Origin of the sequence: Candidatus Sodalis pierantonius str. SOPE, assembly GCF_000517405.1 — a bacterium.
GTDB lineage: Bacteria > Pseudomonadota > Gammaproteobacteria > Enterobacterales > Enterobacteriaceae > Sodalis_C > Sodalis_C pierantonii.
The window spans coordinates 1,940,308-1,966,116 of the sequence record NZ_CP006568.1; the positions used below are offsets into that span (position 1 = coordinate 1,940,308).

A 25,809-nucleotide genomic window follows, 5' to 3' on the forward strand; every position below is an offset into this window, starting at 1 on the left:
GGAGCCCGTACCGGATTCTGTGTAAATGCCTTTTCTCAGAAGTGACCGTCCAGGCGGTCACCGAACTCGATAATAAAGCAGCTCATTGCCATGCGCCAGTCCCTCAAAGGCATTGTCCATTTCTGTGAGGCCGCCTGTATCGCCAGCCACACCACCTTTTTCACTGCGTCGTCGGTCGGGAACACCTTGCGCTTTTTGATGGCATGCCGGATCACGCTGTTTAACGACTCTATGGTGTTGGTTGTGTAGATCACCTTGCAGATGTCCGTTGGGTAGGCAAAGAACGTGGCCAGATTGGCCCAGTTTGCCTGCCAGCTTCGATTTATTTGCAGGTAGCGGATGTCCCAGGCACTGGAGAACGCTTCCAGCGCCTGCAAGCCGGCTTCTTCCGTAGGGGCCTGATAGATAAGCTTTCAGGTCGCGGGTGACGGCCTTGTAGTCCTTCCAGGAGACGAACCGCAGGCTGTTGCGCACCATCTGCACGATACACAGCTGGAGCCGCGCCTCCGGATACACCGCGTTAATAGCGTCAGGGAAACCTTTCAGCCCGTCTACGCAGGCGATAAGGATATCGTTCAGGCCGCGGTTTTTCAGCTCTGTCAGCACGTTCAGCCAGAACTTTGCGCCTTCATTTTCGGCCAGCCACATACCTAGCAACTCTTTCTGGCCTTCGATGTTGATGCCCAGCGCCAGGAACACAGATTTGTTGATGATGCGGCTGTCCTGCCGGACTTTTAGAACGATGCAGTCAAGATAAACAATGGGATAGACTGCATCCAGAGGCCGGTTTTGCCATTCGACAACCTGCTCCATGACCGCATCGGTGACCTTTGAGACCAGCGCCGGCGAGACATCGGCGTCATACAGCTCTTTGAACGCGGCGGCGATCTCGCGGGTGGTCATCCCTTTGGCGTACAACGATAAAATCTGGTTATCCATCCCGGCAATCCGGGTCTGGTTCTTCTTCACCAGTTGCGGTTCAAAGGAACCGTCACGATCGCGCGGAGTACGCAGCGCCAGCGGGCCATCGCCAGTGGTAACGGTTTTTGTGGAATAGCCGTTGCGGGCGTTGGTCCCCGGTTTAGGCTGATTTTTATCGTAGCCGGGGTGATGGGTCATTTCGGCATTGAGAGCTGCTTCGACGCTGATTTTTTTCAGCAGCCGATCGAAGTAACTGAGATCTTCAGAGGTTTTGAGATTTTTGGCCAATTCGTTAGCCAGAGCCTGCAACTGTTTTTCGTCCATAAATTAACCTGTTTTTGATGTTGGATTGAACATATCAAAATCAGGCAAATACACAAATTTCTAAACAGGCTCATTTTCAGCAATATACCTCCTGCGTCAGGCGCTTAACCTGCTTGCGTAGCCGCTTGTTGTCTTCGGCCATATACTCAATCACCGCCCTGAGCGTCTGCGTTTCCCAGTCTTCGTTAGGCTGCCTGCCCAGACTGACCAGATAGCGGGCATCGTCGATACATTCGCCGCCGTTGGTGATAGCGACGACTTCTCCCATATTGGGGTGCCTGAAAGTGAGCACCCGCGCGTTATCCAGTTTCATGATCCACGTTCTCCCCGGTATTTTTCCAGTTCAGCCGCCATGTAGTAAGCGGCTACCACCCAGATATCGTCATCTTCGCCTCGCCCATTCGGCTCTGCTGAAACTATCAGTAAACCGTCATGGAAATCGTCACTATCATCAGTGATGGCAATTGCATAATTATCATGATGCTGGCGTTTGTGAATAAGGACTTTTGGCTTATTGATTTTCATTAATCAATCCTCCGTTGGCTATCAAAATATTTCCGCTTCTCCCATTCTTCCCGGCATTCTTTGCAGCAAAAATTACCCTTGGTTGACTCTTCGCAATAATAGCAGTGGCCGGTAAGGGGTAATTTCTTTCCCTGGTGCTTGGCAATCACATGTTGGCGAAAGGCTTCTTCGTTCTGGCTGGCTAAATCGACATCATCTGCCATAAATCTATTTCATGCTCCTAATCGTTTAATAATTTCCGGGTATGGTCCGTAAGCGGTGCCTGATATTTCTCAACCATCCTCGCGGCATAAGCGAGTGCATCCTCTCGGTCGGAGAAGTCGCCGATGGCTTGCGTTGTACCGTCAGCTTTACGGAACATCGACGGTGAAAAAGTCAGCGCCATCATTCTCTTGCAACGTATAGCGGCTTTGTTGAATAAATCGAACTTTTAGGTGACTGGCGGCTCTGATCACTACATTCGTTTCAACATCAGGTCCCCATGGCAAAGCAAAAGTTTAAAATTACCAACTGGCCCGCATATAACAATGCGCTCAGGCAGCGGGGGGATCTGACAGTATGGCTTGATGAGTCAGCCATTGCTGCATGGACTGAGAGTACACCACCTGAACATCGTGGCCGGCCGCTTCACTACACCGATATGGCCATTACCACGGTTCTGATGATAAAGCGCGTGTTTAACCTTTCGCTCCGGGCGTTACAGGGTTTCGTTGACTCGATTTTTAAACTGATGGGGCTGTCGCTGCGCTGCCCAGATTACTCTCTGGTCAGCCGGCGAGCAAAAACCGTCGACATCAGCATAAAAACGCCAACCCGCGGCGAAATCTCACACCTGGTCATCGATGGCACCGGCCTGAAAGTCTTCGGCGAAGGCGAATGGAAAGTCAGGCAGCATGGGGCTGAGAGGCGCAGAGTATGGCGCAAGCTTCATCTGGCAGTAGATAGCGTGACACATGAAATTATCTGTGCCGATTTATCGCTAAGCGGTACGACAGATGCGCAGGCGCTGCCCGGGCTGATTAACCAAACCCACCGGAAAATCAGGGAAGCGTCGGCTGACAGTGCTTACGATACGCGTTACTGTCATGATGCTCTGCTGAGGAAAAAAATAAAGCCTCTTATCCCACCGCGAAGTGGTGCGCAATATTGGCCAGCTCGATACCATGAGCGTAACCATGCGGTGGCAAATCAGCATCTGAGCGGCAATAACGATACCTGGAAAAAGAAAGTAGGTTATCACCGGCGTTCACTGGCTGAAACGGCCATGTTCCGGTTTAAAACACTTCTGGGTGGTCATCTGAGTCTGCATGACTATGACGCGCAGGTAGGTGAGGCAATGGCAATGGTTAAAGCACTTAACCGGATCACACTGTTAGGAATGCCAAACAGCGTCCGCATCATGTAACAATCGCCCTGATAGGAAGGAAGTCGTCACAAATTTCGGATTTATTCAACAAAGCGACGTATAGCCCCAATCGTCGTAGGTGTCGCCGGAAAGGATTATATCAGTAACAATTGTCCCCGGTGCTATCAGGTGGTCGAATTCATCAATGAGCTTTTGCATGGTGGCCTCAATATGCGTCAGAATAAAAACGTATGCTCAGCCGGTAATATTACCTCGCCGATATTACTTTTGATGCTCTAAACCCCGCCTGAAATAAAGCCACATTCTCCAGGCAGCAAGACCCCTCCTCAAATTCCACAACCGCCCCGCGATGTGGATATCTGGCTTTTATGTGCTTCACGGCGGAAAGAGTGATTTGTTTTTGATACTTGGTCAGCATGCTTAAATCAAGCGGTGGTGCTGGTTTGCGTTTGCAGGCTAATTCTATTCGGGTAAGCGTTTTGCGCTTTTCTGGCTTCAGCCCCAACACCTTATCTATGCGGGATGCCACAAGTTCACGCTGGATTGCTTCTGCCTTGCGGCGATCTTTACGGCGTCCCGAAGCATGGGTGATCGGCCTGATCGTCTCACCATGTACGATAGTCGTCATACATCCTCCTGTTGATTTTTGGCTGTGCTGGCATCAGCACACTCAGAAATCAGCAAAAGGGTTGCACTTTGTCAGTGCCCGTAGAGCTTGAAGCTCGTTGTAAAGAGCGGTTAAATCAGAGCAGACTAATCAATCTGCTATCTCACCGTCGGGACCGTCTTGAGGCTGTCTGGTGGGTTGATGAGAGCTATGTAACTTAAGTTACCCTTCCGGTCAAGCGGAATGTTGCTTCTTTTACCTTTGTGGGCAAAAAAATACCCCGCATTCGCAGGGTGTTGGTTCTATCTCATAATAACTCTTGGATTATTTTAGTTACTCTACCTTTGATCACGTAGTCACCATTCACCTCGATAATCTTAAAGGATGGATTTAGTGGCAATAAGTACATATTAGGCCCATCTATCGACAATTTTTTTATAGTAGGCTCTGTTGAATTTGCCAGTTGGATCACGACAATTTTCCCATTTAGATCTTCTATTCTGCTGTATTCAGGGTCTACCAAGATTTTAGAACCATCGGGAATCGAGGGTACTCCGTAAGGATTTGCCATTGAATCCCCCTTCACAAGCATCATAAAGCCACTGGGTAATGTATCAGCCATGCTTTCCATCCATGTGTCTATATCATCCATTTCAACTATTGGGGTTTTGCCATCCCATTTGCTGACCTGCTCCCATGAGAGTAAAGGAAGCCTCCTCATTATTACCGAGGGTAGATGATATAGCTTGGAATCATCATAATTAGACGATTGTTCACCATAAAGCAGCCATTCAGCAGAGCAATTTAATACATTAGCCAGTAGATGCAGATGTTCTCCATCCGGTTTTGAATTACCATTTTCCCACTTAGTCACGGATACGCGGCTAATGCCCAGTATTTTAGCTACCTGGTTCTGCGTGAGCATTAGCTCTTTTCGTTTAGAGCGGATTCTGTCGTGAATATCTATCGTCATGTAACTAATGTTACCGTTTTCTATGGTAAAAAGTGTTGCCATTGGTGGTAACTAGTGTTACTATTTGCTGGCACCAAAGGAGGTTATAAGTGAAAAAAATTGATGTAATTAGATACGTTGGGGGCGTTTGTAGTACTGCAAACATGCTGGGCATTACGCATGTAGCTGTTTCACGCTGGCCACCAATCATTCCTGAAAAAAGAGCTATACAATTAGAACGGTTGACCAAAGAAAGTCTTAAATATGATCCATTTTTGTATAACGATCGTTCAACAACCTAACCAGTAGCACCACCTTCACAGCGGACATTCGTCCTACGGTCGCTGACAAAGCGAGAACTCAACATCCCACAGTACCAACTCACTGTGACTAGCTCACGGCATTGTCACGTCTAATGATTACCACACAAAGGATTATCACTTATGGATTATGCAAATCCAAGCAAACCTGACACACATGAGATTAACCGTGTTGAAACCGACCTGCTGCTGGCTATGTCAGCACTGACCCAACGCCAAAGCTGGCAGGGTGGAACGAATCCAAGATCAGCCGCTACAACCTGAGCGACATGGCGACTGCAATGGTGATTTTAGGTCAGGCATGAGCAGTAAGTCCAATCGCTCAGCTAGCGAAACAGGCGGTAGCTGCCGCGCTGGCACCTAAAGAAAACGCCTCCAACACGGGCATGCTGGAGGCTTAATAGCACAAAGATAGTCTATTGAGGTGCCACTTCAAGTAGCAAGGTAAATATGAGTCACAATTTGAAAAAATGCAAGCAAAGACATCATCACCCGCCGGATTATCCCGGCAACCTCGAACATATCGCCCGGCGCATCGGTAAGCGTCTGGTAGAAGAATTCCGCAAGTTGAAGGAGAGGTCAGAAAAATGAGCACTAGCCGTTTACTAATCCATGAAAATCCGTTGCAGGTGCTCCCGTCTCTGGCCTGCGCCATTGGCCTGAATGAGGCTATGGTATTGCAGCAAATTCACTACTGGCTGGGGCATTCTCGTCATGTTCACGATGATCGCAAGTGGGTCTATAACAGCGTTGCTGAATGGCAAACTCAATTTCCATTTTGGAGCGAAGCGACAGTTAAGCGGACACTTGCCAGTCTGGAAAGTCAGGGGCTTGTCGTTACTGGCAATTACAACAAAGACCGCCGCGACCGGACTAAATGGTACAGCATCAATTACGATGCATTGAAACGCCTGGAAAGAAAAAGTGACTTTACGACTCATGCATCATTTCAGGTTGGCCGACCCTGTACACGATTCTGTGTAAATGCCTTTTCTCAGAAGTGACCGTCCAGGCGGTCACCGAACTCGATAATAAAGCGGCTCATTGCCATGCGCCAGTCCCTCAAAGGCATTGTCCATTTCTGTGAGGCCGCCTGTATCGCCAGCCACACCACCTTTTTCACTGCGTCGTCGGTCGGGAACACCTTGCGCTTTTTGATGGCATGCCGGATCACGCTGTTTAACGACTCGATGGCGTTGGTCGTGTAGATCACCTTGCGGATGTCCGTTGGGTAGGCAAAGAACGTGGCCAGATTGGCCCAGTTTGCCTGCCAGCTTCGACTTATTTGCGGGTAGCGGATGTCCCAGGCACTGGAGAACGCTTCCAGCGCCTGCAAGCCGGCTTCTTCCGTAGGGGCCTGATAGATAGCTTTCAGGTCGCGGGTGACGGCCTTGTAGTCCTTCCAGGAGACGAACCGCAGGCTGTTGCGCACCATATGTACGATACACAGCTGGAGCCGCGCCTCCGGATACACCGCGTTAATAGCGTCAGGGAAACCTTTCAGCCCGTCTACGCAGGCGATAAGGATATCGTTCAGGCCGCGGTTTTTCAGCTCTGTCAGCACGTTCAGCCAGAACTTTGCGCCTTCATTTTCGGCCAGCCACATACCTAGCAACTCTTTCTGGCCTTCGATGTTGATGCCCAGCGCCAGGAACACAGATTTGTTGATGATGCGGCTGTCCTGCCGGACTTTTAGAACGATACAGTCAAGATAAACAATGGGATAGACTGCATCCAGAGGCCGGTTTTGCCATTCGACAACCTGCTCCATGACCGCATCGGTGACCTTTGAGACCAGCGCCGGCGAGACATCGGCGTCATACAGCTCTTTGAACGCGGCGGCGATCTCGCGGGTGGTCATCCCTTTGGCGTACAACGATAAAATCTGGTTATCCATCCCGGTAATCCGGGTCTGCTTTTTCTTCCCAGTTGCGGTTCAAAGGAACCGTCACGATCGCGCGGAGTACGCAGCGCCAGCGGGCCATCGCCAGTGGTAACGGTTTTTGTGGAATAGCCGTTGCGGGCGTTGGTCCCCGGTTTAGGCTGATTTTTATCGTAGCCGAGGTGATGGGTCATTTCGGCATTGAGAGCTGCTTCGACGCTGATTTTTTTCAGCAGCCGATCGAAGTGACTGAGATCTTCAGGGGTTTTGAGATTTTTGGCCAGTTCGTTAGCCAGAGCCTGCAACTGTTTTTCGTCCATAAATTAACCTGTTTTTGATGTTGGATTGAACATATCAAAATCAGGCAAATACACAAATTTCTAAACAGGCTCCACTGGAATGGGTGATCGGAAAATATCGGAATAACTGATCGGATGTCGCCGGAACAGCTGATCGGATACGTCGGAATCTGCACAGTTCGTTAGCCAGAGCCTGCAACTGTTTTTCGTCCATAAATTAACCTGTTTTTGATGTTGGATTGAACATATCAAAATCAGGCAAATACACAAATTTCTAAACAGGCTTCTGTAGTAGTCTCTGGTAATGGTTGGCTTTGTTGAATAAATCGAACTTTTAGGTGACTGGCGGCTCTGATCACTACATTCGTTTCAACATCAGGTCCCCATGGCAAAGCAAAAGTTTAAAATCACCAACTGGCCCGCATACAACAATGCGCTCAGGCAGCGGGGGGACATGACAGTATGGCTTGATGAGTCAGCCATTGCTGCATGGACTGAGAGTACACCACCTGAACATCGTGGCCGGCCGCTTCACTACACCGATATGGCCATTACCACGGTTCTGATGATAAAGCGCGTGTTTAACCTTTCGCTCCGGGCGTTACAGGGTTTCGTTGACGCGATTTTTAAACTGATGGGGCTGTCGCTGCGCTGCCCAGATTACTCTCTGGTCAGCCGGCGAGCAAAAACCGTCGACATCAGCATAAAAACGCCAACCCGCGGCGAAATCTCACACCTGGTCATCGATGGCACCGGCCTGAAAATCTTCGGCGAAGGCGAATGGAAAGTCAGGCAGCATGGGGCTGAGAGGCGCAGAGTATGGCGCAAGCATCGTCTGGCAGTAGATAGCGCGCCCTTGAGATTATCTGTGCCGATTTATCGCTAAGCGGTACGACATATGCGCAGGCGCTGCCCGGGCTGATTAACCAAACCCACCGGAAAATCAGGGAAGCGTCGGCTGACAGTGCTTACGATACGCGTTACTGTCATGATGCTCTGCTGAGGAAAAAAATAAAGCCGCTTATCCCACCGCGAAGTGGTGCGCAATATTGGCCAGCTCGATACCATGAGCGTAACCATGCGGTGGCAAATCAGCATCTGAGCGGCAATAACGATACCTGGAAAAAAGAAAGTAGGTTATCACCGGCGTTCACTGGCTGAAACGGCCATGTTCCGGTTTAAAACACTTCTGGGTGGTCATCTGAGTCTGCATGACTATGACGCGCAGGTAGGTGAGGCTATGGCAATGGTCAAAGCGCTTAACCGGATCACGCTGTTAGGAATGCCAAACAGCGTCCGCATCATGTAACAATCACCCTGATAGGGAGGAAGTCGTCACAAATTTCGGATTTATTCAACAAAGCGGTAATGGTTGGGTCAAACTGACCCTTTGTGCTGGGTCAAATTGACCTAATGCATCGTTCAGCGGCTGGCTTATTTTGACCTGCTCCATGGGGCCAACCGAGCCTGTTTAGAAATTTGTGTATTTGCCTGATTTTGATATGTTCAATCCAACATCAAAAACAGGTTAATTTATGGACGAAAAACAGTTGCAGGCTCTGGCTAACGAACTGGCCAAAAATCTCAAAACCCCTGAAGATCTCAGTCACTTCGATCGGCTGCTGAAAAAAATCAGCGTCGAAGCAGCTCTCAATGCCGAAATGACCCATCACCTCGGCTACGATAAAAATCAGCCTAAACCGGGGACCAACGCCCGCAACGGCTATTCCACAAAAACCGTTACCACTGGCGATGGCCCGCTGGCGCTGCGTACTCCGCGCGATCGTGACGGTTCCTTTGAACCGCAACTGGTGAAGAAGAACCAGACCCGGATTACCGGGATGGATAACCAGATTTTATCGTTGTACGCCAAAGGGATGACCACCCGCGAGATCGCCGCCGCGTTCAAAGAGCTGTATGACGCCGATGTCTCGCCGGCGCTGGTCTCAAAGGTCACCGATGCGGTCATGGAGCAGGTTGTCGAATGGCAAAACCGGCCTCTGGATGCAGTCTATCCCATTGTTTATCTTGACTGTATCGTTCTAAAAGTCCGGCAGGACAGCCGCATCATCAACAAATCTGTGTTCCTGGCGCTGGGCATCAACATCGAAGGCCAGAAAGAGTTGCTAGGTATGTGGCTGGCCGAAAATGAAGGCGCAAAGTTCTGGCTGAACGTGCTGACAGAGCTGAAAAACCGCGGCCTGAACGATATCCTTATCGCCTGCGTAGACGGGCTGAAAGGTTTCCCTGACGCTATTAACGCGGTGTATCCGGAGGCGCGGCTCCAGCTGTGTATCGTACATATGGTGCGCAACAGCCTGCGGTTCGTCTCCTGGAAGGACTACAAGGCCGTCACCCGCGACCTGAAAGCTATCTATCAGGCCCCTACGGAAGAAGCCGGCTTGCAGGCGCTGGAAGCGTTCTCCAGTGCCTGGGACATCCGCTACCCGCAAATAAGTCGAAGCTGGCAGGCAAACTGGGCCAATCTGGCCACGTTCTTTGCCTACCCAACGGACATCCGCAAGGTGATCTACACGACCAACGCCATCGAGTCGTTAAACAGCGTGATCCGGCATGCCATCAAAAAGCGCAAGGTGTTCCCGACCGACGACGCAGTGAAAAAGGTGGTGTGGCTGGCGATACAGGCGGCCTCACAGAAATGGACAATGCCTTTGAGGGACTGGCGCATGGCAATGAGCCGCTTTATTATCGAGTTCGGTGACCGCCTGGACGGTCACTTCTGAGAAAAGGCATTTACACAGAATCGTGTACAGGGTCTTCCAGTGATATTCGTTCACGTGTTCGCTCATCTTCTGACTCGGGTTTAGTCTATTTTTCCTGTGCTGGCTACTCCTTGCTCTTTGCGTAGTGATTCGCCTTTAAGTTCCAGTCTATAGCTGGGGTGTACTAACCGATCGAGTAACGCGTTAGCTGTCGTGGGGTTTTCTATCAGTCCATACCATTTTTTCACCGGCAGTTGACTGATCAGGATGCTGCTGCTTTTGTCGTAGCGATCTTCCATCACCTCCAACAGCATCGTTGCCTGCATCGGACTTATTGATTCTAGGCCCACGTCGTCCAAGATCAGTAACTCTATTTTTTCTAACTGCTTAAGCTGTTTTAGATAGGTTCCGTCTACCTGACACTGGTGAAAATGGACCAGCAACCGACCCACTCGCCAGTAACGCACGCTATATTGCTGCCGGCATGCCTGCTCACCAAGCGCACAACTGAGCCAGGTTTTGCCCGTACCTGTTGGCCCCGTGATGAGTATGCTTTTCTGATATTTCAGATATTGTCCCCCTAGCAGATCTCGCATCTGTTCCGGTGTCACTCCTCGGCTAGGGATATAGCGGATATCTTCCGGTTTTGCCTGCAAGCGCATTTGCGATTGCCGTCGCAGACGGCATATTTGGTTGTTTTTTCTATGCAAATTTTCCGCTTCTACCATCAGCGACAACCGCTCCTCGAACCCCAGCTCCCCATAACTCCCCGGGAGTTCGCGTTGCGTCTCCAACGCCTGGACCATTGCCGACAACTTCAGCTCTCGCAGAGCCATTAACAGTATATCCATATTTATTCTCCTTAGTGATAACTGTCCGGACCTCGGAGGTTTTCGTGAACCAGCATTGATACGCCGGCTCCGTCCTGGGTGACCTCACTTTCACGACCGTGTTTTAATACGTTGGCTATGAAAGAGCGGTTAATGCACCCTTTCTCCAACGCCAGCGCGCAGGCCTTCTCCAGTCGCGTCGTCTCATAGCGCCGTTGCAGATTGAGTAGCCCCAGCACGGAGCGGTAAGCCTGCTCCGGATGGGCTTTGCTCTTTTGGATGGACTCGACCACTTTCAATGTGCACACACCCACCGACAGCGCCCAACTGCACAGCCTTTCCGGCGTCCACTGACTCTGCCCCTTATGGTTAGCCGGCATGTGCGCCGCCTGAGTCGTGTGCCTATAGGCGTTATCGCTGCGAGGGTGCGTAGCCACGCAGACGCCCTTATGGTGGATTTGCACCAGCCGTTGGGTGGCGATGACGTCAACGCGCTCGCCAACCAGCGGATGCGGCACCGAGTACCAGTTTTTGCCGTAGTCTATGTGGTAATCAGGTCCCACTCAGGCAACGAGATACTCACTGTATTCCCATTGTGTGGGCGGTAGAGGCCCAAGAGCCGGTTTGTCCAGCTGCTCGAAGCGTTCAAGGCGACTTTGTCCGCCGTAATGACGCATCGGGCGCAAATTCAACTCATGATTGAGTTCTCGTATCACCTGGTTGAGTTCGGCCAGCGAGTAGAACCTACGTTTACGCAACCGGGCCAAAACCCAGCGTTCTACCAGCTGCACAGTTGATTCTGCCTTCGCCTTGTCTTTCGGTTTTCTCGGGCGCGCCGGTAGCACCACTGTCTCATAGTGATTTGCCAGCGCCTGGTAGCTCTGGTTTATGACCGGCTCATAGCGGTCAGGGGTGCTGACAGCGCTGCGCAGATTATCAGGTATCATCAGCTCCGGAACCCCACCCATGAAGTGCAGGCAGCGGCTATTGGCGTTGAGCCACGATGCCATGTCCTGGCCTTCGCAGGCTTCGATATACGCATAGCCTGACACGCCCATGGCAGCGACGAAGATAGCGACCTGGCGTACGCTACCGGTCGCAGGGTTGACGATAGGTACGGTGGGGCCACAGAAGTCGATGAAGAGCTTTTCGCCAGCCTTGTGCTCCATGCGCATGGAACGCCGCTGCTTCTTTTTCCAGTCACGGAACAGTGCACAAAACTGTGAGTAACCGAGGGCATCACCGCCCACGGCGGACTGATATTCCATCCAGAGCAGCTGCTTGGTCATGCCCTTGCGGCTTAACTCGGTATCGATATCAAGCCAGCTGGGTAAGGTATTGATAACTTTTCCGGATTTGTCGGGATAGAGCAGGCGGTCGAGGTCGACGGGGGGACAGTTCCGCCGGCAATGGCCAGACCAGGTTAGCTATCGTGAATCGGCCGAGGATATCGTGCACGGTAGTACAGCCTATGTCGAGCGCTGCTGCGATAGTGCGATTCGAGCGACGCTGCTCGAATTTCATACGTAAGACATTAATATAGATGCACATTTCCGTTCTCGCTTTCTTCTTTTTACGTGCCATGCCCCCGGAAGCTAAAAGTCTCCAGAGTATGGCGGAACAGAAGATGAGCGATCGGACAGAATCGGAATCGCTGATCGGGCGACCGGAATCAGTGATCGGATGAAATCAGAATTAGTGATCGGGTGAAATCGGAATCAGTGATCGGATGTGACCGGAACCAGCATTATGACTCCTAACGCCCACGAACTGGCCAAGACATCCTTTCTAGTTGAGTTAGAACGTCGAGCAGAACAATTCCAGAATGAGTAAACCCACCGCTGCTGGCACGCACCTTTCCGACCAATCTCAGATCTTGCTATTTTACGTGCAAAGAAAAGCCCCGTGTCGTAGACGCGGGGCTTTATGTCGAAGCGTAGTCAATATGTAGACGACAATTAGAATAAATCCTTTTATTCCAGTAGGTTAACTTCATGATTTCTTCACGTCCCCTGTCTTCGCCGTTTTCCAGCCAGTTGCGTACAATGTTGCCAACCAACGTGGCGTCCTCCATGATGACCACCAGTTGCTCCTCGTTGTAGTCCTGCCCATAGGCAGCCAGATTGGATGTTTTGACGCTGCTCACATCGGGCCGATCAGGTGCGTAGAACTCATACGGGCTTAAATCCCCGAGGCTTATCAGTTCGCGCATTGTGGTAGGCTTAATGAGCTTCTCGTAGCACTTTCCCATCCATGATGCGAACGGCGTACCCGATAGCCCCACCACCCTAATATCAGTATCCCGGATGATTTCCAGCAATTTTTTGCGGCGCATATGGGCTTCGTCAACAATCAGCAAATCAATATTGTCCGGGAACTGTCGGCGTATCAGCGTGTCGGCACTGGCAATCTGGATCAGTTTATCCGGATCATGCAATGGATGCTCACGCCACACATAGCTGATTTCATCGGCAGGCAGGCCGTACTCAACAAAGCGCGTCGCTGTTTGGTCAAGCAGCACTGTGAACGGGGCGACAAACATTACACGCATGCCGCGACTGACAAAACCGTCGGCGATGAATGCCGATATTGCTGTCTTACCGAACCCAACCGGCGCGGACAGCAGCAGCGTTCTGTACTGCTTCCAGTGCTGGCGGGCTTTGTTGAATAAATCGAACTTTTAGGTGACTGGCGGCTCTGATCACTACATTCGTTTCAACATCAGGTCCCCATGGCAAAGCAAAAGTTTAAAATTACCAACTGGCCCGCATACAACAATGCGCTCAGGCAGCGGGGGGACCTGACAGTATGGCTTGATGAGTCAGCCATTGTTGCATGGACTGAGAGTACACCACCTGAACATCGTGGCCGGCCGCTTCACTACACCGATATGGCCATTACCACGGTTCTGATAATAAAGCGCGTGTTTAACCTTTCGCTCCGGGCGTTACAGGGTTTCGTTGACTCAATTTTTAAACTGATGGGGCTGTCGCTGCGCTGCCCAGATTACTCTCTGGTCAGCCGGCGAGCAAAAACCGTCGACATCAGCATAAAAACGCCAACCCGCGGCGAAATCTCACACCTGGTCATCGATGGCACCGGCCTGAAAGTCTTCGGCGAAGGCGAATGGAAAGTCAGGCAGCATGGGGCTGAGAGGCGCAGAGTATGGCGCAAGCTTCATCTGGCAGTAGATAGCGTGACACATGAAATTATCTGTGCCGATTTATCGCTAAGCGGTACGACAGATGCGCAGGCGCTGCCCGGGCTGATTAACCAAACCCACCGGAAAATCAGGGAAGCGTCGGCTGACAGTGCTTACGATACGCGTTACTGTCATGATGCTCTGCTGAGGAAAAAAATAAAGCCGCTTATCCCACCGCGAAGTGGTGCGCAATATTGGCCAGCTCGATACTATGAGCGTAACCATGCGGTGGCAAATCAGCATCTGAGCGGCAATAACGATACCTGGAAAAAGAAAGTAGGTTATCACCGGCGTTCACTGGCTGAAACGGCCATGTTCCGGTTTAAAACACTTCTGGGTGGTCATCTGAGTCTGCATGACTATGACGCGCAGGTAGGTGAGGCAATGGCAATGGTTAAAGCACTTAACCGGATCACACTGTTAGGAATGCCAAACAGCGTCCGCATCATGTAACAATCGCCCTGATAGGAAGGAAGTCGTCACAAATTTCGGATTTATTCAACAAAGCGACGTATAGCCCCAATCGTCGTAGGTGTCGCCGGAAAGGATTATATCGACCCTGTACACGATTCTGTGTAAATGCCTTTTCTCAGAAGTGACCGTCCAGGCGGTCACCGAACTCGATAATAAAGCGGCTCATTGCCATGCGCCAGTCCCTCAAAGGCATTGTCCATTTCTGTGAGGCCGCCTGTATCGCCAGCCACACCACCTTTTTCACTGCGTCGTCGGTCGGGAACACCTTGCGCTTTTTGATGGCATGCCGGATCACGCTGTTTAACGACTCGATGGCGTTGGTCGTGTAGATCACCTTGCGGATGTTGTCAAAATAAGCCAGCCGCTGAACGATGCATTAGGTCAATTTGACCCAGCACAAAGGGTCAGTTTGACCCAACCATTACCGCTTTGTTGAATAAATCCGAAATTTGTGACGACTTCCTCCCTATCAGGGCGATTGTTACATGATGCGGACGCTGTTTGGCATTCCTAACAGCGTGATCCGGTTAAGCGCTTTGACCATTGCCATAGCCTCACCTACCTGCGCGTCATAGTCATGCAGACTCAGATGACCACCCAGAAGTGTTTTAAAGCGGAACATGGCCGTTTCAGCCAGTGAACGCCGGTGATAACCTACTTTCTTTTTTCCAGGTATCGTTATTGCCGCTCAGATGCTGATTTGCCACCGCATGGTTACGCTCATGGTATCGAGCTGGCCAATATTGCGCACCACTTCGCGGTGGGATAAGCGGCTTTATTTTTTTCCTCAGCAGAGCATCATGACAGTAACGCGTATCGTAAGCACTGTCAGCCGACGCTTCCCTGATTTTCCGGTGGGTTTGGTTAATCAGCCCGGGCAGCGCCTGCGCATCTGTCGTACCGCTTAGCGATAAATCGGCACAGATAATTTCATGTGTCGCGCTATCTACTGCCAGATGAAGCTTGCGCCATACTCTGCGCCTCTCAGCCCCATGCTGCCTGACTTTCCATTCGCCTTCGCCGAAGATTTTCAGGCCGGTGCCATCGATGACCAGGTGTGAGATTTCGCCGCGGGTTGGCGTTTTTATGCTGATGTCGACGGTTTTTGCTCGCCGGCTGACCAGAGAGTAATCTGGGCAGCGCAGCGACAGCCCCATCAGTTTAAAAATCGCGTCAACGAAACCCTGTAACGCCCGGAGCGAAAGGTTAAACACGCGCTTTATCATCAGAACCGTGGTAATGGCCATATCGGTGTAGTGAAGCGGCCGGCCACGATGTTCAGGTGGTGTACTCTCAGTCCATGCAGCAATGGCTGACTCATCAAGCCATACTGTCATGTCCCCCCGCTGCCTGAGCGCATTGTTGTATGCGGGCCAGTTGGTGATTTTAAACTTTTGCTTTGCCATGGGGACCTGATGTTGAAACGAATGTAGTGATCAGAGCCGCCAGTCACCTAAAAGTTCGATTTATTCAACAAAGCCAACCATTACCAGAGACTACTACAGAAGCCTGTTTAGAAATTTGTGTATTTGCCTGATTTTGATATGTTCAATCCAACATCAAAAACAGGTTAATTTATGGACGAAAAACAGTTGCAGGCTCTGGCTAACGAACTGGCCAAAAATCTCAAAACCCCTGAAGATCTCAGTCACTTCGATCGGCTGCTGAAAAAAATTAGCGTCGAAGCAGCTCTCAATGCCGAAATGACCCATCACCTCGGCTACGATAAAAATCAGCCTAAACCGGGGACCAACGCCCGCAACGGCTATTCCACAAAAACCGTTACCACTGGCGATGGCCCGCTGGCGCTGCGTACTCCGCGCGATCGTGACGGTTCCTTTGAACCGCAACTGGTGAAGAAGAACCAGACCCGGATTACCGGGATGGATAACCAGATTTTATCGTTGTACGCCAAAGGGATGACCACCCGCGAGATCGCCGCCGCGTTCAAAGAGCTGTATGACGCCGATGTCTCGCCGGCGCTGGTCTCAAAGGTCACCGATGCGGTCATGGAGCAGGTTGTCGAATGGCAAAACCGGCCTCTGGATGCAGTCTATCCCATTGTTTATCTTGACTGTATCGTTCTAAAAGTCCGGCAGGACAGCCGCATCATCAACAAATCTGTGTTCCTGGCGCTGGGCATCAACATCGAAGGCCAGAAAGAGTTGCTAGGTATGTGGCTGGCCGAAAATGAAGGCGCAAAGTTCTGGCTGAACGTGCTGACAGAGCTGAAAAACTGCGGCCTGAACGATATCTTTATCGCCTGCGTAGACGGGCTGAAAGGTTTCCCTGACGCTATTAACGCGGTGTATCCGGAGGCGCGGCTCCAGCTGTGTATCGTACATATGGTGCGCAACAGCCTGCGGTTCGTCTCCTGGAAGGACTACAAGGCCGTCACCCGCGACCTGAAAGCTATCTATCAGGCCCCTACGGAAGAAGCCGGCTTGCAGGCGCTGGAAGCGTTCTCCAGTGCCTGGGACATCCGCTACCTGCAAATAAGTCGAAGCTGGCAGGCAAACTGGGCCAATCTGGCCACGTTCTTTGCCTACCCAACGGACATCCGCAAGGTGATCTACACGACCAACGCCATCGAGTCGTTAAACAGCGTGATCCGGCATGCCATCAAAAAGCGCAAGGTGTTCCCGACCGACGACGCAGTGAAAAAGGTGGTGTGGCTGGCGATACAGGCGGCCTCACAGAAATGGACAATGCCTTTGAGGGACTGGCGCATGGCAATGAGCCGCTTTATTATCGAGTTCGGTGACCGCCTGGACGGTCACTTCTGAGAAAAGGCATTTACACAGAATCGTGTACAGGGTCCTGAGCGTTAACCCTTACCCGACTTTTTGCTGACGGCTGGCAAAGCGCTTTCGTAAAAATTCTTGCCCTTTTTCAGTTACGCCACCGGTAACCATCACCTTGGAGAACGTCAATCGTTCTGAAAAATTCTCAATGCCAAACTGGCACTGTTCCACCAGCTCTTCACTGTCCGCAAAACTTATCGCCTTAGCGATCTGCTGGAATTTTTCCATTGCTTCTTGAGTGCCCGCCTCGGGAGTAAACACCTTTTTCCCCGTGCAGATCTCTTCGAGAATTGTCTCAAGAATTAACCCTAGTGTTTTCATGATTATTAACCTGCTAATGAAAAACCACACGGTCTTGATGACCAAAATATTATGCTCGGAACAAGTATATTCATTGGTGCCAGGATTGCTCGCATAAATGCGCAATTAATTACTTTCAACTACAAAAAGGCACTATTTCAGACAGAAATACGAAGGCGTAGGCAGGCTATGAAGTATTATAGCAGAATGCAGGGTAGCGCGGGCTTCAAACAGTGGAAAAACTGATTAACATTATAGCGTTGCCGCGTCGCTAACTTTAGCGCTCGGCGAACGACAAAATAATTGACACAACGCAAATAAATGTCATGAGTAATTAATCTACTAGGTATGATCTGTGTAGCATTATCAAATTGACTTAGCACATCTTTGGGTAAAATTTATCGGCTCTGCTCTGTTGTGAATGCCCCTTAGCCGGCGGGAGAATGCCCGACCGGGGCCTTCATAGACTAGTGCCGGCGAGCTACCGCCGTGATTCGCGTAATATTATTATTGAGTAAATCAATATCCGCGTTGTGCCCGGCTTCAAGATTGCGCGGCAGATTCTTCATGGCCATATCTATCGAGCCGACCAGTTCGTTCAGTTTGTCAGGGGAGAGGGATGATATTAATGCTGCGACCAGGATTTCAAGGGATTGCACCAGCGCGAGCAGTTCCTTCTCCGCAGCCTATTTTTGAGCCTAACGGATCAGTAATTGTGAAAGTAAGCTGTTCATTGTGGCACCTGGAAAGGTAAAGTAACGGATTTGCCCTGACGGGCGAAAACTCAGCCATACAGCCCTTTTGCAGAGCATATAATAATTTATATCATTATTTAATACCAAGATAATATTAAGCATTGAATACAAGCCTGTTCTATCTAACTCAATGAAAGTTAGACAATAAAAAAAAGCTTCCGCCAGGAAGCCTTCTTTTTTCTGCACATTACTCGTGTCAGGATAATGTTCAACTGGCCAGCAGTAGCGCCTGTTTCTCCAACGCCGGCTGCGCAGCCATAGTCGTCATGAGGGTTTTCACCGCCGAGGCGGCGGGAGAAAGCGGCAAACGGGACGACGTGGTGAGCGTCAGCGGCAACGGCATGCCGGGGCTTGATGATACGCGCCATCCAGGCATTCGTCGTGCTGACCACCGTCGCGGCGGTCGATTCCGGCAACACCGCGTTGCCCATACCGCTGGCCGCCGCCGCCGTCAGTGTCGCAATGGAGTCTATTTCCCCAATGATCTTGGCGCTTAATCGGCGCAGGGAAAAGGCTTCATCCACCCTTTTGCGAATGGCGGAAAAATCTCGCGGCAGGAAAAGCTCGCGTATCGCCACATCGCTCAGCTCTATACTTCCGCCTGGATTGTCATGAGTTCCCACCAGAAAAAGATCTTCTTTCAGCAAAGGTACACTGTTGACGCCGCTAAATACCGCCGGATCATAATGTACGGCCATGTCCAACTGACCGCGGCTGACTTTTTCATTTAATGCGGCAGAACTGTTTTCATGCAGGTAGACAGTCATCTGTGGATATTGATCGCGCACTGCCTGTAATAATGGCCGGATAAGAGGGCTGGAGGAGGTGCCCGGTGCCAAACCGATGGATACCTGGCCGCTCACGATCTGCCCGAGATTGCCGACCGCCCTTTGCGCCAGTTCACATTGCTGCAGGATGGCACGGGCATGCGAATAGAGGACTTTCCCCGCTTCGGTGGGCGTCACACCGCGTTTGGTGCGCACCAGTAGTTTCTGATCAAGCTCGCTCTCCAGAGTGGCAACCTGCTGACTTAATGCCGGTTACGCTATATGCAGAACTTCCGCCGCCTGTGTCAGGCTACCGATATCGACGATTTTTACAAAGTACTTGAGTCGTCTTAAATTCATTTCTGCCTCCGTCGCAGCTGTGCCAGAATCAATGGGTTGACTAACGCAAATAGCAGACCAATCCGCGCATCGGCTCTGAAAATTACCTCGGAATGCAGAGTAAATAGTTAAATAAGAATAAGTTATGGCTGATTAGGACTTTTTACCTGGTCGCGTAAGTGGTGCTGCCGATCCCGGTTGAGACAAGGGGATGCACCATAACAAGGCATAAGTTGACCCTATGGGGACGATTGAAAATGGCTAAACCGTCGTCTTCACCTTGCAAGGACATAAGGCTAGGCCCCCGCAAGCTAAACCGCCGGGGTTGGGAGGAGTGGCTGATACCGCCGGCATCGGGTCATCAACACCTGTAATATTTTGGCGATGAAAAGAAATCTAAAAATTATCTTATGAAAAACATTCTTTACCAGATGACTACGGAATATATCGAATAGGTAGACAATGACTCTACTGATAAGACGCTTTGTTGAATAAATCCGAAATTTGTGACGACTTCCTCCCTATCAGGGCGATTGTTACATGATGCGGACGCTGTTTGGCATTCCTAACAGCGTGATCCGGTTAAGCGCTTTGACCATTGCCATAGCCTCACCTACCGAGCCTGTTTAGAAATTTGTGTATTTGCCTGATTTTGATATGTTCAATCCAACATCAAAAACAGGTTAATTTATGGACGAAAAACAGTTGCAGGCTCTGGCTAACGAACTGGCCAAAAATCTCAAAACCCCTGAAGATCTCAGTCACTTCGATCGGCTGCTGAAAAAAATTAGCGTCGAAGCAGCTCTCAATGCCGAAATGACCCATCACCTCGGCTACGATAAAAATCAGCCTAAACCGGGGACCAACGCCCGCAACGGCTATTCCACAAAAACCGTTACCACTGGCGATGGCCCGCTGGCGCTGCGTACTCCGCGCGATCGTGACGGTTCCTTTGAACCGCAACTGGTGAAGAAGAACCAGACCCGGATTACCGGGATGGATAACCAGATTTTATCGTTGTACGCCAAAGGGATGACCACCCGCGAGATCGCCGCCGTGTTCAAAGAGCTGTATGACGCCGATGTCTCGCCGGCGCTGGTCTCAAAGGTCACCGATGCGGTCATGGAGCAGGTTGTCGAATGGCAAAACCGGCCTCTGGATGCAGTCTATCCCATTGTTTATCTTGACTGTATCGTTCTAAAAGTCCGGCAGGACAGCCGCATCATCAACAAATCTGTGTTCCTGGCGCTGGGCATCAACATCGAAGGCCAGAAAGAGTTGCTAGGTATGTGGCTGGCCGAAAATGAAGGCGCAAAGTTCTGGCTGAACGTGCTGACAGAGCTGAAAAACCGCGGCCTGAACGATATCCTTATCGCCTGCGTAGACGGGCTGAAAGGTTTCCCTGACGCTATTAACGCGGTGTATCCGGAGGCGCGGCTCCAGCTGTGTATCGTACATATGGTGCGCAACAGCCTGCGGTTCGTCTCCTGGAAGGACTACAAGGCCGTCACCCGCGACCTGAAAGCTATCTATCAGGCCCCTACGGAAGAAGCCGGCTTGCAGGCGCTGGAAGCGTTCTCCAGTGCCTGGGACATCCGCTACCCGCAAATAAGTCGAAGCTGGCAGGCAAACTGGGCCAATCTGGCCACGTTCTTTGCCTACCCAACGGACATCCGCAAGGTGATCTACACGACCAACGCCATCGAGTCGTTAAACAGCGTGATCCGGCATGCCATCAAAAAGCGCAAGGTGTTCCCGACCGACGACGCAGTGAAAAAGGTGGTGTGGCTGGCGATACAGGCGGCCTCACAGAAATGGACAATGCCTTTGAGGGACTGGCGCATGGCAATGAGCCGCTTTATTATCGAGTTCGGTGACCGCCTGGACGGTCACTTCTGAGAAAATGCATTTACACAGAATCGTGTACAGGGTCATATTTTCCGATCACCCATTCCAGTGATATTCGTTCACGTGTTCGCTCATCTTCTGACTCGGGTTTAGTCTATTTTTCCTGTGCTGGCTACTCCTTGCTCTTTGCGTAGTGATTCGCCTTTAAGTTCCAGTCTATAGCTGGGGTGTACTAACCGATCGAGTAACGCGTTAGCTGTCGTGGGGTTTTCTATCAGTCCATACCATTTTTTCACCGGCAGTTGACTGATCAGGATGCTGCTGCTTTTGTCGTAGCGATCTTCCATCACCTCCAACAGCATCGTTGCCTGCATCGGACTTATTGATTCTAGGCCCACGTCGTCCAAGATCAGTAACTCTATTTTTTCTAACTGCTTAAGCTGTTTTAGATAGGTTCCGTCTACCTGACACTGGTGAAAATGGACCAGCAACCGACCCACTCGCCAGTAACGCACGCTATATTGCTGCCGGCATGCCTGCTCACCAAGCGCACAACTGAGCCAGGTTTTGCCCGTACCTGTTGGCCCCGTGATGAGTATGCTTTTCTGATATTTCAGATATTGTCCCCCTAGCAGATCTCGCATCTGTTCCGGTGTCACTCCTCGGCTAGGGATATAGCGGATATCTTCCGGTTTTGCCTGCAAGCGCATTTGCGATTGCCGTCGCAGACGGCATATTTGGTTGTTTTTTCTATGCAAATTTTCCGCTTCTACCATCAGCGACAACCGCTCCTCGAACCCCAGCTCCCCATAACTCCCCGGGAGTTCGCGTTGCGTCTCCAACGCCTGGACCATTGCCGACAACTTCAGCTCTCGCAGAGCCATTAACAGTATATCCATATTTATTCTCCTTAGTGATAACTGTCCGGACCTCGGAGGTTTTCGTGAACCAGCATTGATACGCCGGCTCCGTCCTGGGTGACCTCACTTTCACGACCGTGTTTTAATACGTTGGCTATGAAAGAGCGGTTAATGCACCCTTTCTCCAACGCCAGCGCGCAGGGCCTTCTCCAGTCGCGTCGTCTCATAGCGCCGTTGCAGATTGAGTAGCCCCAGCACGGAGCGGTAAGCCTGCTCCGGATGGGCTTTGCTCTTTTGGATGGACTCGACCACTTTCAATGTGCACACACCCACCGACAGCGCCCAACTGCACAGCCTTTCCGGCGTCCACTGACTCTGCCCCTTATGGTTAGCCGGCATGTGCGCCGCCTGAGTCGTGTGCCTATAGGCGTTATCGCTGCGAGGGTGCGTAGCCACGCAGACGCCCTTATGGTGGATTTGCACCAGCCGTTGGGTGGCGATGACGTCAACGCGCTCGCCAACCAGCGGATGCGGCACCGAGTACCAGTTTTTGCCGTAGTCTATGTGGTAATCAGGTCCCACTCGGGCAACGAGATACTCACTGTATTCCCATTGTGTGGGCGGTAGAGGCCCAAGAGCCGGTTTGTCCAGCTGCTCGAAGCGTTCAAGGCGACTTTGTCCGCCGTAATGACGCATCGGGCGCAAATTCAACTCATGATTGAGTTCTCGTATCACCTGGTTGAGTTCGGCCAGCGAGTAGAACCTACGTTTACGCAACCGGGCCAAAACCCAGCGTTCTACCAGCTGCACAGTTGATTCTGCCTTCGCCTTGTCTTTCGGTTTTCTCGGGCGCGCCGGTAGCACCACTGTCTCATAGTGATTTGCCAGCGCCTGGTAGCTCTGGTTTATGACCGGCTCATAGCGGTCAGGGGTGCTGACAGCGCTGCGCAGATTATCAGGTATCATCAGCTCCGGAACCCCACCCATGAAGTGCAGGCAGCGGCTATTGGCGTTGAGCCACGATGCCATGTCCTGGCCTTCGCAGGCTTCGATATACGCATAGCCTGACACGCCCATGGCAGCGACGAAGATAGCGACCTGGCGTACGCTACCGGTCGCAGGGTTGACGATAGGTACGGTGGGGCCACAGAAGTCGATGAAGAGCTTTTCGCCAGCCTTGTGCTCCATGCGCATGGAACGCCGCTGCTTCTTTTTCCAGTCACGGAACAGTGCACAAAACTGTGAGTAACCGAGGGCATCACCGCCCACGGCGGACTGATATTCCATCCAGAGCAGCTGCTTGGTCATGCCCTTGCGGCTTAACTCGGTATCGATATCAAGCCAGCTGGGTAAGGTATTGATAACTTTTCCGGATTTGTCGGGATAGAGCAGGCGGTCGAGGTCGACGGGGGGACAGTTCCGCCGGCAATGGCCAGACCAGGTTAGCTATCGTGAATCGGCCGAGGATATCGTGCACGGTAGTACAGCCTATGTCGAGCGCTGCTGCGATAGTGCGATTCGAGCGACGCTGCTCGAATTTCATACGTAAGACATTAATATAGATGCACATTTCCGTTCTCGCTTTCTTCTTTTTACGTGCCATGCCCCCGAAAGCTAAAAGTCTCCAGAGTATGGCGGAACAGAAGATGAGCGATCGGACAGAATCGGAATCGCTGATCGGGCGACCGGAATCAGTGATCGGATGAAATCAGAATTAGTGATCGGGTGAAATCGGAATCAGTGATCGGATGTGACCGGAACCAGCATTATGACTCCTAACGCCCACGAACTGGCCAAGACATCCTTTCTAGTTGAGTTAGAACGTCGAGCAGAACAATTCCAGAATGAGTAAACCCACCGCTGCTGGCACGCACCTTTCCGACCAATCTCAGATCTTGCTATTTTACGTGCAAAGAAAAGCCCCGTGTCGTAGACGCGGGGCTTTATGTCGAAGCGTAGTCAATATGTAGACGACAATTAGAATAAATCCTTTTATTCCAGTAGGTTAACTTCATGATTTCTTCACGTCCCCTGTCTTCGCCGTTTTCCAGCCAGTTGCGTACAATGTTGCCAACCAACGTGGCGTCCTCCATGATGACCACCAGTTGCTCCTCGTTGTAGTCCTGCCCATAGGCAGCCAGATTGGATGTTTTGACGCTGCTCACATCGGGCCGATCAGGTGCGTAGAACTCATACGGGCTTAAATCCCCGAGGCTTATCAGTTCGCGCATTGTGGTAGGCTTAATGAGCTTCTCGTAGCACTTTCCCATCCATGATGCGAACGGCGTACCCGATAGCCCCACCACCCTAATATCAGTATCCCGGATGATTTCCAGCAATTTTTTGCGGCGCATATGGGCTTCGTCAACAATCAGCAAATCAATATTGTCCGGGAACTGTCGGCGTATCAGCGTGTCGGCACTGGCAATCTGGATCAGTTTATCCGGATCATGCAATGGATGCTCACGCCACACATAGCTGATTTCATCGGCAGGCAGGCCGTACTCAACAAAGCGCGTCGCTGTTTGGTCAAGCAGCACTGTGAACGGGGCGACAAACATTACACGCATGCCGCGACTGACAAAACCGTCGGCGATGAATGCCGATATTGCTGTCTTACCGAACCCAACCGGCGCGGACAGCAGCAGCGTTCTGTACTGCTTCCAGTGCTGGCGGGCTTTGTTGAATAAATCGAACTTTTAGGTGACTGGCGGCTCTGATCACTACATTCGTTTCAACATCAGGTCCCCATGGCAAAGCAAAAGTTTAAAATTACCAACTGGCCCGCATACAACAATGCGCTCAGGCAGCGGGGGGACCTGACAGTATGGCTTGATGAGTCAGCCATTGTTGCATGGACTGAGAGTACACCACCTGAACATCGTGGCCGGCCGCTTCACTACACCGATATGGCCATTACCACGGTTCTGATAATAAAGCGCGTGTTTAACCTTTCGCTCCGGGCGTTACAGGGTTTCGTTGACTCAATTTTTAAACTGATGGGGCTGTCGCTGCGTTGCCCAGATTACTCTCTGGTCAGCCGGCGAGCAAAAACCGTCGACATCAGCATAAAAACGCCAACCCGCGGCGAAATCTCACACCTGGTCATCGATGGCACCGGCCTGAAAGTCTTCGGCGAAGGCGAATGGAAAGTCAGGCAGCATGGGGCTGAGAGGCGCAGAGTATGGCGCAAGCTTCATCTGGCAGTAGATAGCGTGACACATGAAATTATCTGTGCCGATTTATCGCTAAGCGGTACGACAGATGCGCAGACGCTGCCCGGGCTGATACCAAACCCACCGAAAAATCAGGGAAGCGTCGGCTGACAGTGCTTACGATACGCGTTACTGTCATGATGCTCTGCTGAGGAAAAAAATAAAGCCGCTTATCCCACCGCGAAGTGGTGCGCAATATTGGCCAGCTCGATACCATGAGCGTAACCATGCGGTGGCAAATCAGCATCTGAGCGGCAATAACGATACCTGGAAAAAGAAAGTAGGTTATCACCGGCGTTCACTGGCTGAAACGGCCATGTTCCGGTTTAAAATACTTCTGGGTGGTCATCTGAGTCTGCATGACTATGACGCGCAGGTAGGTGAGGCAATGGCAATGGTTAAAGCACTTAACCGGATCACACTGTTAGGAATGCCAAACAGCGTCCGCATCATGTAACAATCGCCCTGATAGGAAGGAAGTCGTCACAAATTTCGG

The 25,809-nt window shown here is 51.2% G+C and carries 20 protein-coding genes and 14 pseudogenes; 12 read left to right on the forward strand and 22 right to left on the reverse strand.

The features are described from left to right. Window positions 1–35: 35 nt before the first annotated feature. The 5 genes and pseudogenes from SOPEG_RS09975 to SOPEG_RS28240 all read right to left on the reverse strand — a co-directional run bounded on the left by SOPEG_RS09975 (window position 36) and on the right by SOPEG_RS28240 (window position 2,158). Window positions 36–1,245 (reverse strand): annotated as a pseudogene (locus SOPEG_RS09975) (IS256 family transposase). Between the two features lie 76 nt (window positions 1,246–1,321). Further along, a complete protein-coding gene (locus SOPEG_RS09980) occupies window positions 1,322–1,558 on the reverse strand; it encodes a hypothetical protein (protein WP_025245228.1) in 237 nt (78 codons plus the stop codon). Then, window positions 1,555–1,770, reverse strand: a complete 216-nt coding sequence (locus tag SOPEG_RS09985) for a hypothetical protein (protein WP_025245229.1) — start codon at window positions 1,768–1,770, stop codon at window positions 1,555–1,557. The genes SOPEG_RS09980 and SOPEG_RS09985 overlap by 4 nt, the downstream gene beginning before the upstream one ends. Continuing rightward, a complete protein-coding gene (locus SOPEG_RS09990; protein WP_025245230.1) occupies window positions 1,770–1,973 on the reverse strand; it encodes a hypothetical protein in 204 nt (67 codons plus the stop codon). Before SOPEG_RS09990 ends, SOPEG_RS09985 begins: the two co-directional genes overlap by 1 nt. A 17-nt stretch (window positions 1,974–1,990) precedes the next feature. Then, entirely contained in the window at window positions 1,991–2,158 is a 168-nt protein-coding gene (locus SOPEG_RS28240; protein ID WP_158382372.1) for a hypothetical protein, read from the reverse strand. A 93-nt stretch (window positions 2,159–2,251) separates the two neighbouring features. On the opposite strand from SOPEG_RS28240, the gene SOPEG_RS09995 reads away from it, so the two are divergent. After that, complete coding sequence (locus SOPEG_RS09995; protein WP_025243865.1) at window positions 2,252–3,175, forward strand: IS5-like element ISSoEn1 family transposase; 924 nt, start codon at window positions 2,252–2,254, stop codon at window positions 3,173–3,175. A gap of 208 nt (window positions 3,176–3,383) precedes the next feature. Here SOPEG_RS09995 and SOPEG_RS22790 read toward each other — a convergent pair whose 3' ends face one another. Beyond that, a complete protein-coding gene (locus tag SOPEG_RS22790; protein ID WP_025245231.1) occupies window positions 3,384–3,764 on the reverse strand; it encodes a transcriptional antitermination N peptide in 381 nt (126 codons plus the stop codon). A gap of 286 nt (window positions 3,765–4,050) precedes the next feature. After that, entirely contained in the window at window positions 4,051–4,758 is a 708-nt protein-coding gene (locus SOPEG_RS10005; RefSeq protein ID WP_025245232.1) for a helix-turn-helix domain-containing protein, read from the reverse strand. 47 nt (window positions 4,759–4,805) lie between these two features. Between SOPEG_RS10005 and SOPEG_RS24530 the strand changes: the two genes are divergently transcribed. From SOPEG_RS24530 to SOPEG_RS27370, 3 genes are all read left to right on the forward strand, one after another. Next, the gene (locus SOPEG_RS24530) at window positions 4,806–4,997 is read left to right on the forward strand and encodes a Cro/CI family transcriptional regulator (protein ID WP_025245233.1); all 192 of its coding nucleotides are present in this window, start codon (window positions 4,806–4,808) and stop codon (window positions 4,995–4,997) included. Window positions 4,998–5,465: 468 nt separating this feature from the next. Continuing rightward, window positions 5,466–5,606 carry a hypothetical protein gene (locus tag SOPEG_RS28245; protein WP_158382374.1) on the forward strand — a complete coding sequence of 47 codons (141 nt, stop codon included), beginning with the start codon at window positions 5,466–5,468 and terminating at the stop codon, window positions 5,604–5,606. Next, window positions 5,603–6,019, forward strand: coding sequence for a hypothetical protein (locus SOPEG_RS27370; protein ID WP_148297047.1), 417 nt, complete (start codon window positions 5,603–5,605; stop codon window positions 6,017–6,019). Before SOPEG_RS28245 ends, SOPEG_RS27370 begins: the two co-directional genes overlap by 4 nt. Here SOPEG_RS27370 and SOPEG_RS22800 read toward each other — a convergent pair. Further along, window positions 6,010–7,217: pseudogene (locus SOPEG_RS22800) on the reverse strand (IS256-like element ISSoEn2 family transposase). The gene SOPEG_RS27370 and the pseudogene SOPEG_RS22800 overlap by 10 nt on opposite strands. Window positions 7,218–7,257: 40 nt before the next feature. Continuing rightward, complete coding sequence (locus tag SOPEG_RS28250) at window positions 7,258–7,410, reverse strand: hypothetical protein (protein ID WP_158382376.1); 153 nt, start codon at window positions 7,408–7,410, stop codon at window positions 7,258–7,260. A 171-nt stretch (window positions 7,411–7,581) separates the two neighbouring features. Here SOPEG_RS28250 and SOPEG_RS24540 point away from each other — a divergent pair. Both SOPEG_RS24540 and SOPEG_RS10035 read left to right on the forward strand, forming a co-directional pair. Further along, window positions 7,582–8,505, forward strand: a pseudogene (locus tag SOPEG_RS24540) (IS5-like element ISSoEn1 family transposase). Between the two features lie 226 nt (window positions 8,506–8,731). Further along, window positions 8,732–9,940 carry an IS256-like element ISSoEn2 family transposase gene (locus SOPEG_RS10035; protein ID WP_025244030.1) on the forward strand — a complete coding sequence of 403 codons (1,209 nt, stop codon included), beginning with the start codon at window positions 8,732–8,734 and terminating at the stop codon, window positions 9,938–9,940. An 80-nt stretch (window positions 9,941–10,020) separates the two neighbouring features. Here SOPEG_RS10035 and istB (SOPEG_RS10040) read toward each other — a convergent pair whose 3' ends face one another. Beyond that, complete coding sequence (gene istB / locus SOPEG_RS10040; protein WP_025245236.1) at window positions 10,021–10,770, reverse strand: IS21-like element ISSoEn3 family helper ATPase IstB; 750 nt, start codon at window positions 10,768–10,770, stop codon at window positions 10,021–10,023. An 11-nt stretch (window positions 10,771–10,781) separates the two neighbouring features. Next, window positions 10,782–12,333, reverse strand: a pseudogene (gene istA, locus SOPEG_RS22805) (IS21-like element ISSoEn3 family transposase). Between the two features lie 159 nt (window positions 12,334–12,492). On the opposite strand from istA (SOPEG_RS22805), the pseudogene SOPEG_RS29450 reads away from it, so the two are divergent. Next, window positions 12,493–12,582 (forward strand): annotated as a pseudogene (locus tag SOPEG_RS29450) (type II toxin-antitoxin system YafO family toxin); the annotation flags it as partial. Between the two features lie 181 nt (window positions 12,583–12,763). Here SOPEG_RS29450 and SOPEG_RS10050 read toward each other — a convergent pair. Continuing rightward, a pseudogene (locus tag SOPEG_RS10050) lies at window positions 12,764–13,414 on the reverse strand (DEAD/DEAH box helicase); the annotation flags it as partial. Between the two features lie 66 nt (window positions 13,415–13,480). On the opposite strand from SOPEG_RS10050, the gene SOPEG_RS10055 reads away from it, so the two are divergent. Beyond that, window positions 13,481–14,404: an IS5 family transposase gene (locus SOPEG_RS10055; RefSeq protein WP_025245239.1), complete on the forward strand. Its 924-nt coding sequence runs from the start codon at window positions 13,481–13,483 to the stop codon at window positions 14,402–14,404. Window positions 14,405–14,540: 136 nt separating this feature from the next. On the opposite strand, the pseudogene SOPEG_RS10060 reads toward SOPEG_RS10055, so the two are convergent. Together SOPEG_RS10060 and SOPEG_RS10070 are read right to left on the reverse strand one after the other, a co-directional pair. Next, window positions 14,541–14,783, reverse strand: a pseudogene (locus SOPEG_RS10060) (transposase); the annotation flags it as partial. 123 nt (window positions 14,784–14,906) lie between these two features. Next, window positions 14,907–15,831: pseudogene (locus tag SOPEG_RS10070) on the reverse strand (IS5-like element ISSoEn1 family transposase). 171 nt (window positions 15,832–16,002) lie between these two features. Here SOPEG_RS10070 and SOPEG_RS10075 point away from each other — a divergent pair. Next, window positions 16,003–17,211 carry an IS256-like element ISSoEn2 family transposase gene (locus tag SOPEG_RS10075; protein ID WP_025245241.1) on the forward strand — a complete coding sequence of 403 codons (1,209 nt, stop codon included), beginning with the start codon at window positions 16,003–16,005 and terminating at the stop codon, window positions 17,209–17,211. 48 nt (window positions 17,212–17,259) lie between these two features. On the opposite strand, the gene SOPEG_RS10080 is transcribed toward SOPEG_RS10075, so the two are convergent. The 5 genes and pseudogenes from SOPEG_RS10080 to SOPEG_RS30865 all read right to left on the reverse strand — a co-directional run. After that, the gene (locus tag SOPEG_RS10080; RefSeq protein WP_025245242.1) at window positions 17,260–17,550 is read right to left on the reverse strand and encodes a hypothetical protein; all 291 of its coding nucleotides are present in this window, start codon (window positions 17,548–17,550) and stop codon (window positions 17,260–17,262) included. Between the two features lie 446 nt (window positions 17,551–17,996). Beyond that, window positions 17,997–18,200: a sigma-S stabilization anti-adapter protein IraP gene (locus SOPEG_RS10085; protein WP_081742974.1), complete on the reverse strand. Its 204-nt coding sequence runs from the start codon at window positions 18,198–18,200 to the stop codon at window positions 17,997–17,999. Window positions 18,201–18,227: 27 nt separating this feature from the next. Continuing rightward, a complete protein-coding gene (locus SOPEG_RS27375; RefSeq protein WP_148297048.1) occupies window positions 18,228–18,470 on the reverse strand; it encodes a hypothetical protein in 243 nt (80 codons plus the stop codon). Window positions 18,471–18,492: 22 nt separating this feature from the next. Next, window positions 18,493–19,411, reverse strand: a pseudogene (gene nac / locus SOPEG_RS10090) (nitrogen assimilation transcriptional regulator NAC). Between the two features lie 515 nt (window positions 19,412–19,926). Continuing rightward, a pseudogene (locus SOPEG_RS30865) lies at window positions 19,927–20,007 on the reverse strand (surface-adhesin E family protein); the annotation flags it as partial. A gap of 73 nt (window positions 20,008–20,080) precedes the next feature. On the opposite strand from SOPEG_RS30865, the gene SOPEG_RS10095 reads away from it, so the two are divergent. Next, window positions 20,081–21,289, forward strand: coding sequence for an IS256-like element ISSoEn2 family transposase (locus tag SOPEG_RS10095; protein ID WP_025245244.1), 1,209 nt, complete (start codon window positions 20,081–20,083; stop codon window positions 21,287–21,289). Window positions 21,290–21,387: 98 nt separating this feature from the next. Here the strand turns inward: SOPEG_RS10095 and istB (SOPEG_RS10100) are convergent, their stop codons facing one another. Then, window positions 21,388–22,137 (reverse strand): IS21-like element ISSoEn3 family helper ATPase IstB, encoded by a 750-nt coding sequence (istB, locus tag SOPEG_RS10100; RefSeq protein ID WP_025245236.1) that lies wholly within the window; start codon window positions 22,135–22,137, stop codon window positions 21,388–21,390. Window positions 22,138–22,148: 11 nt separating this feature from the next. Beyond that, window positions 22,149–23,701, reverse strand: a pseudogene (gene istA / locus SOPEG_RS10105) (IS21-like element ISSoEn3 family transposase). Between the two features lie 159 nt (window positions 23,702–23,860). Here istA (SOPEG_RS10105) and SOPEG_RS29455 point away from each other — a divergent pair. Beyond that, window positions 23,861–23,950 (forward strand): annotated as a pseudogene (locus tag SOPEG_RS29455) (type II toxin-antitoxin system YafO family toxin); the annotation flags it as partial. Between the two features lie 181 nt (window positions 23,951–24,131). Here SOPEG_RS29455 and SOPEG_RS10110 read toward each other — a convergent pair. Then, a pseudogene (locus SOPEG_RS10110) lies at window positions 24,132–24,782 on the reverse strand (DEAD/DEAH box helicase); the annotation flags it as partial. A 66-nt stretch (window positions 24,783–24,848) separates the two neighbouring features. On the opposite strand from SOPEG_RS10110, the pseudogene SOPEG_RS24555 reads away from it, so the two are divergent. Further along, window positions 24,849–25,770: pseudogene (locus SOPEG_RS24555) on the forward strand (IS5 family transposase). Window positions 25,771–25,809 lie beyond the last annotated feature (39 nt).

Bases quoted from the DNA above. Each gene is read 5' to 3' on its own strand.
- SOPEG_RS10035 (WP_025244030.1), top strand. From the start codon at position 8,732: ATGGACGAAAAACAGTTGCAGGCTCTGGCTAACGAACTGGCCAAAAAT.
- SOPEG_RS10095 (WP_025245244.1), top strand. From the start codon at position 20,081: ATGGACGAAAAACAGTTGCAGGCTCTGGCTAACGAACTGGCCAAAAAT.
- SOPEG_RS28240 (WP_158382372.1), bottom strand. From the start codon at position 2,158: ATGATGGCGCTGACTTTTTCACCGTCGATGTTCCGTAAAGCTGACGGT.
- SOPEG_RS27370 (WP_148297047.1), top strand. From the start codon at position 5,603: ATGAGCACTAGCCGTTTACTAATCCATGAAAATCCGTTGCAGGTGCTC.
- SOPEG_RS10005 (WP_025245232.1), bottom strand. From the start codon at position 4,758: ATGGCAACACTTTTTACCATAGAAAACGGTAACATTAGTTACATGACG.
- SOPEG_RS09990 (WP_025245230.1), bottom strand. From the start codon at position 1,973: ATGGCAGATGATGTCGATTTAGCCAGCCAGAACGAAGAAGCCTTTCGC.
- SOPEG_RS22790 (WP_025245231.1), bottom strand. From the start codon at position 3,764: ATGACGACTATCGTACATGGTGAGACGATCAGGCCGATCACCCATGCT.
- SOPEG_RS10055 (WP_025245239.1), top strand. From the start codon at position 13,481: ATGGCAAAGCAAAAGTTTAAAATTACCAACTGGCCCGCATACAACAAT.
- istB (WP_025245236.1), bottom strand. From the start codon at position 10,770: ATGGATATACTGTTAATGGCTCTGCGAGAGCTGAAGTTGTCGGCAATG.
- SOPEG_RS09980 (WP_025245228.1), bottom strand. From the start codon at position 1,558: ATGAAACTGGATAACGCGCGGGTGCTCACTTTCAGGCACCCCAATATG.
- SOPEG_RS09985 (WP_025245229.1), bottom strand. From the start codon at position 1,770: ATGAAAATCAATAAGCCAAAAGTCCTTATTCACAAACGCCAGCATCAT.
- SOPEG_RS10080 (WP_025245242.1), bottom strand. From the start codon at position 17,550: ATGAAAACACTAGGGTTAATTCTTGAGACAATTCTCGAAGAGATCTGC.
- SOPEG_RS10075 (WP_025245241.1), top strand. From the start codon at position 16,003: ATGGACGAAAAACAGTTGCAGGCTCTGGCTAACGAACTGGCCAAAAAT.
- SOPEG_RS09995 (WP_025243865.1), top strand. From the start codon at position 2,252: ATGGCAAAGCAAAAGTTTAAAATTACCAACTGGCCCGCATATAACAAT.
- SOPEG_RS28245 (WP_158382374.1), top strand. From the start codon at position 5,466: ATGAGTCACAATTTGAAAAAATGCAAGCAAAGACATCATCACCCGCCG.
- SOPEG_RS28250 (WP_158382376.1), bottom strand. From the start codon at position 7,410: ATGGACGAAAAACAGTTGCAGGCTCTGGCTAACGAACTGTGCAGATTC.
- istB (WP_025245236.1), bottom strand. From the start codon at position 22,137: ATGGATATACTGTTAATGGCTCTGCGAGAGCTGAAGTTGTCGGCAATG.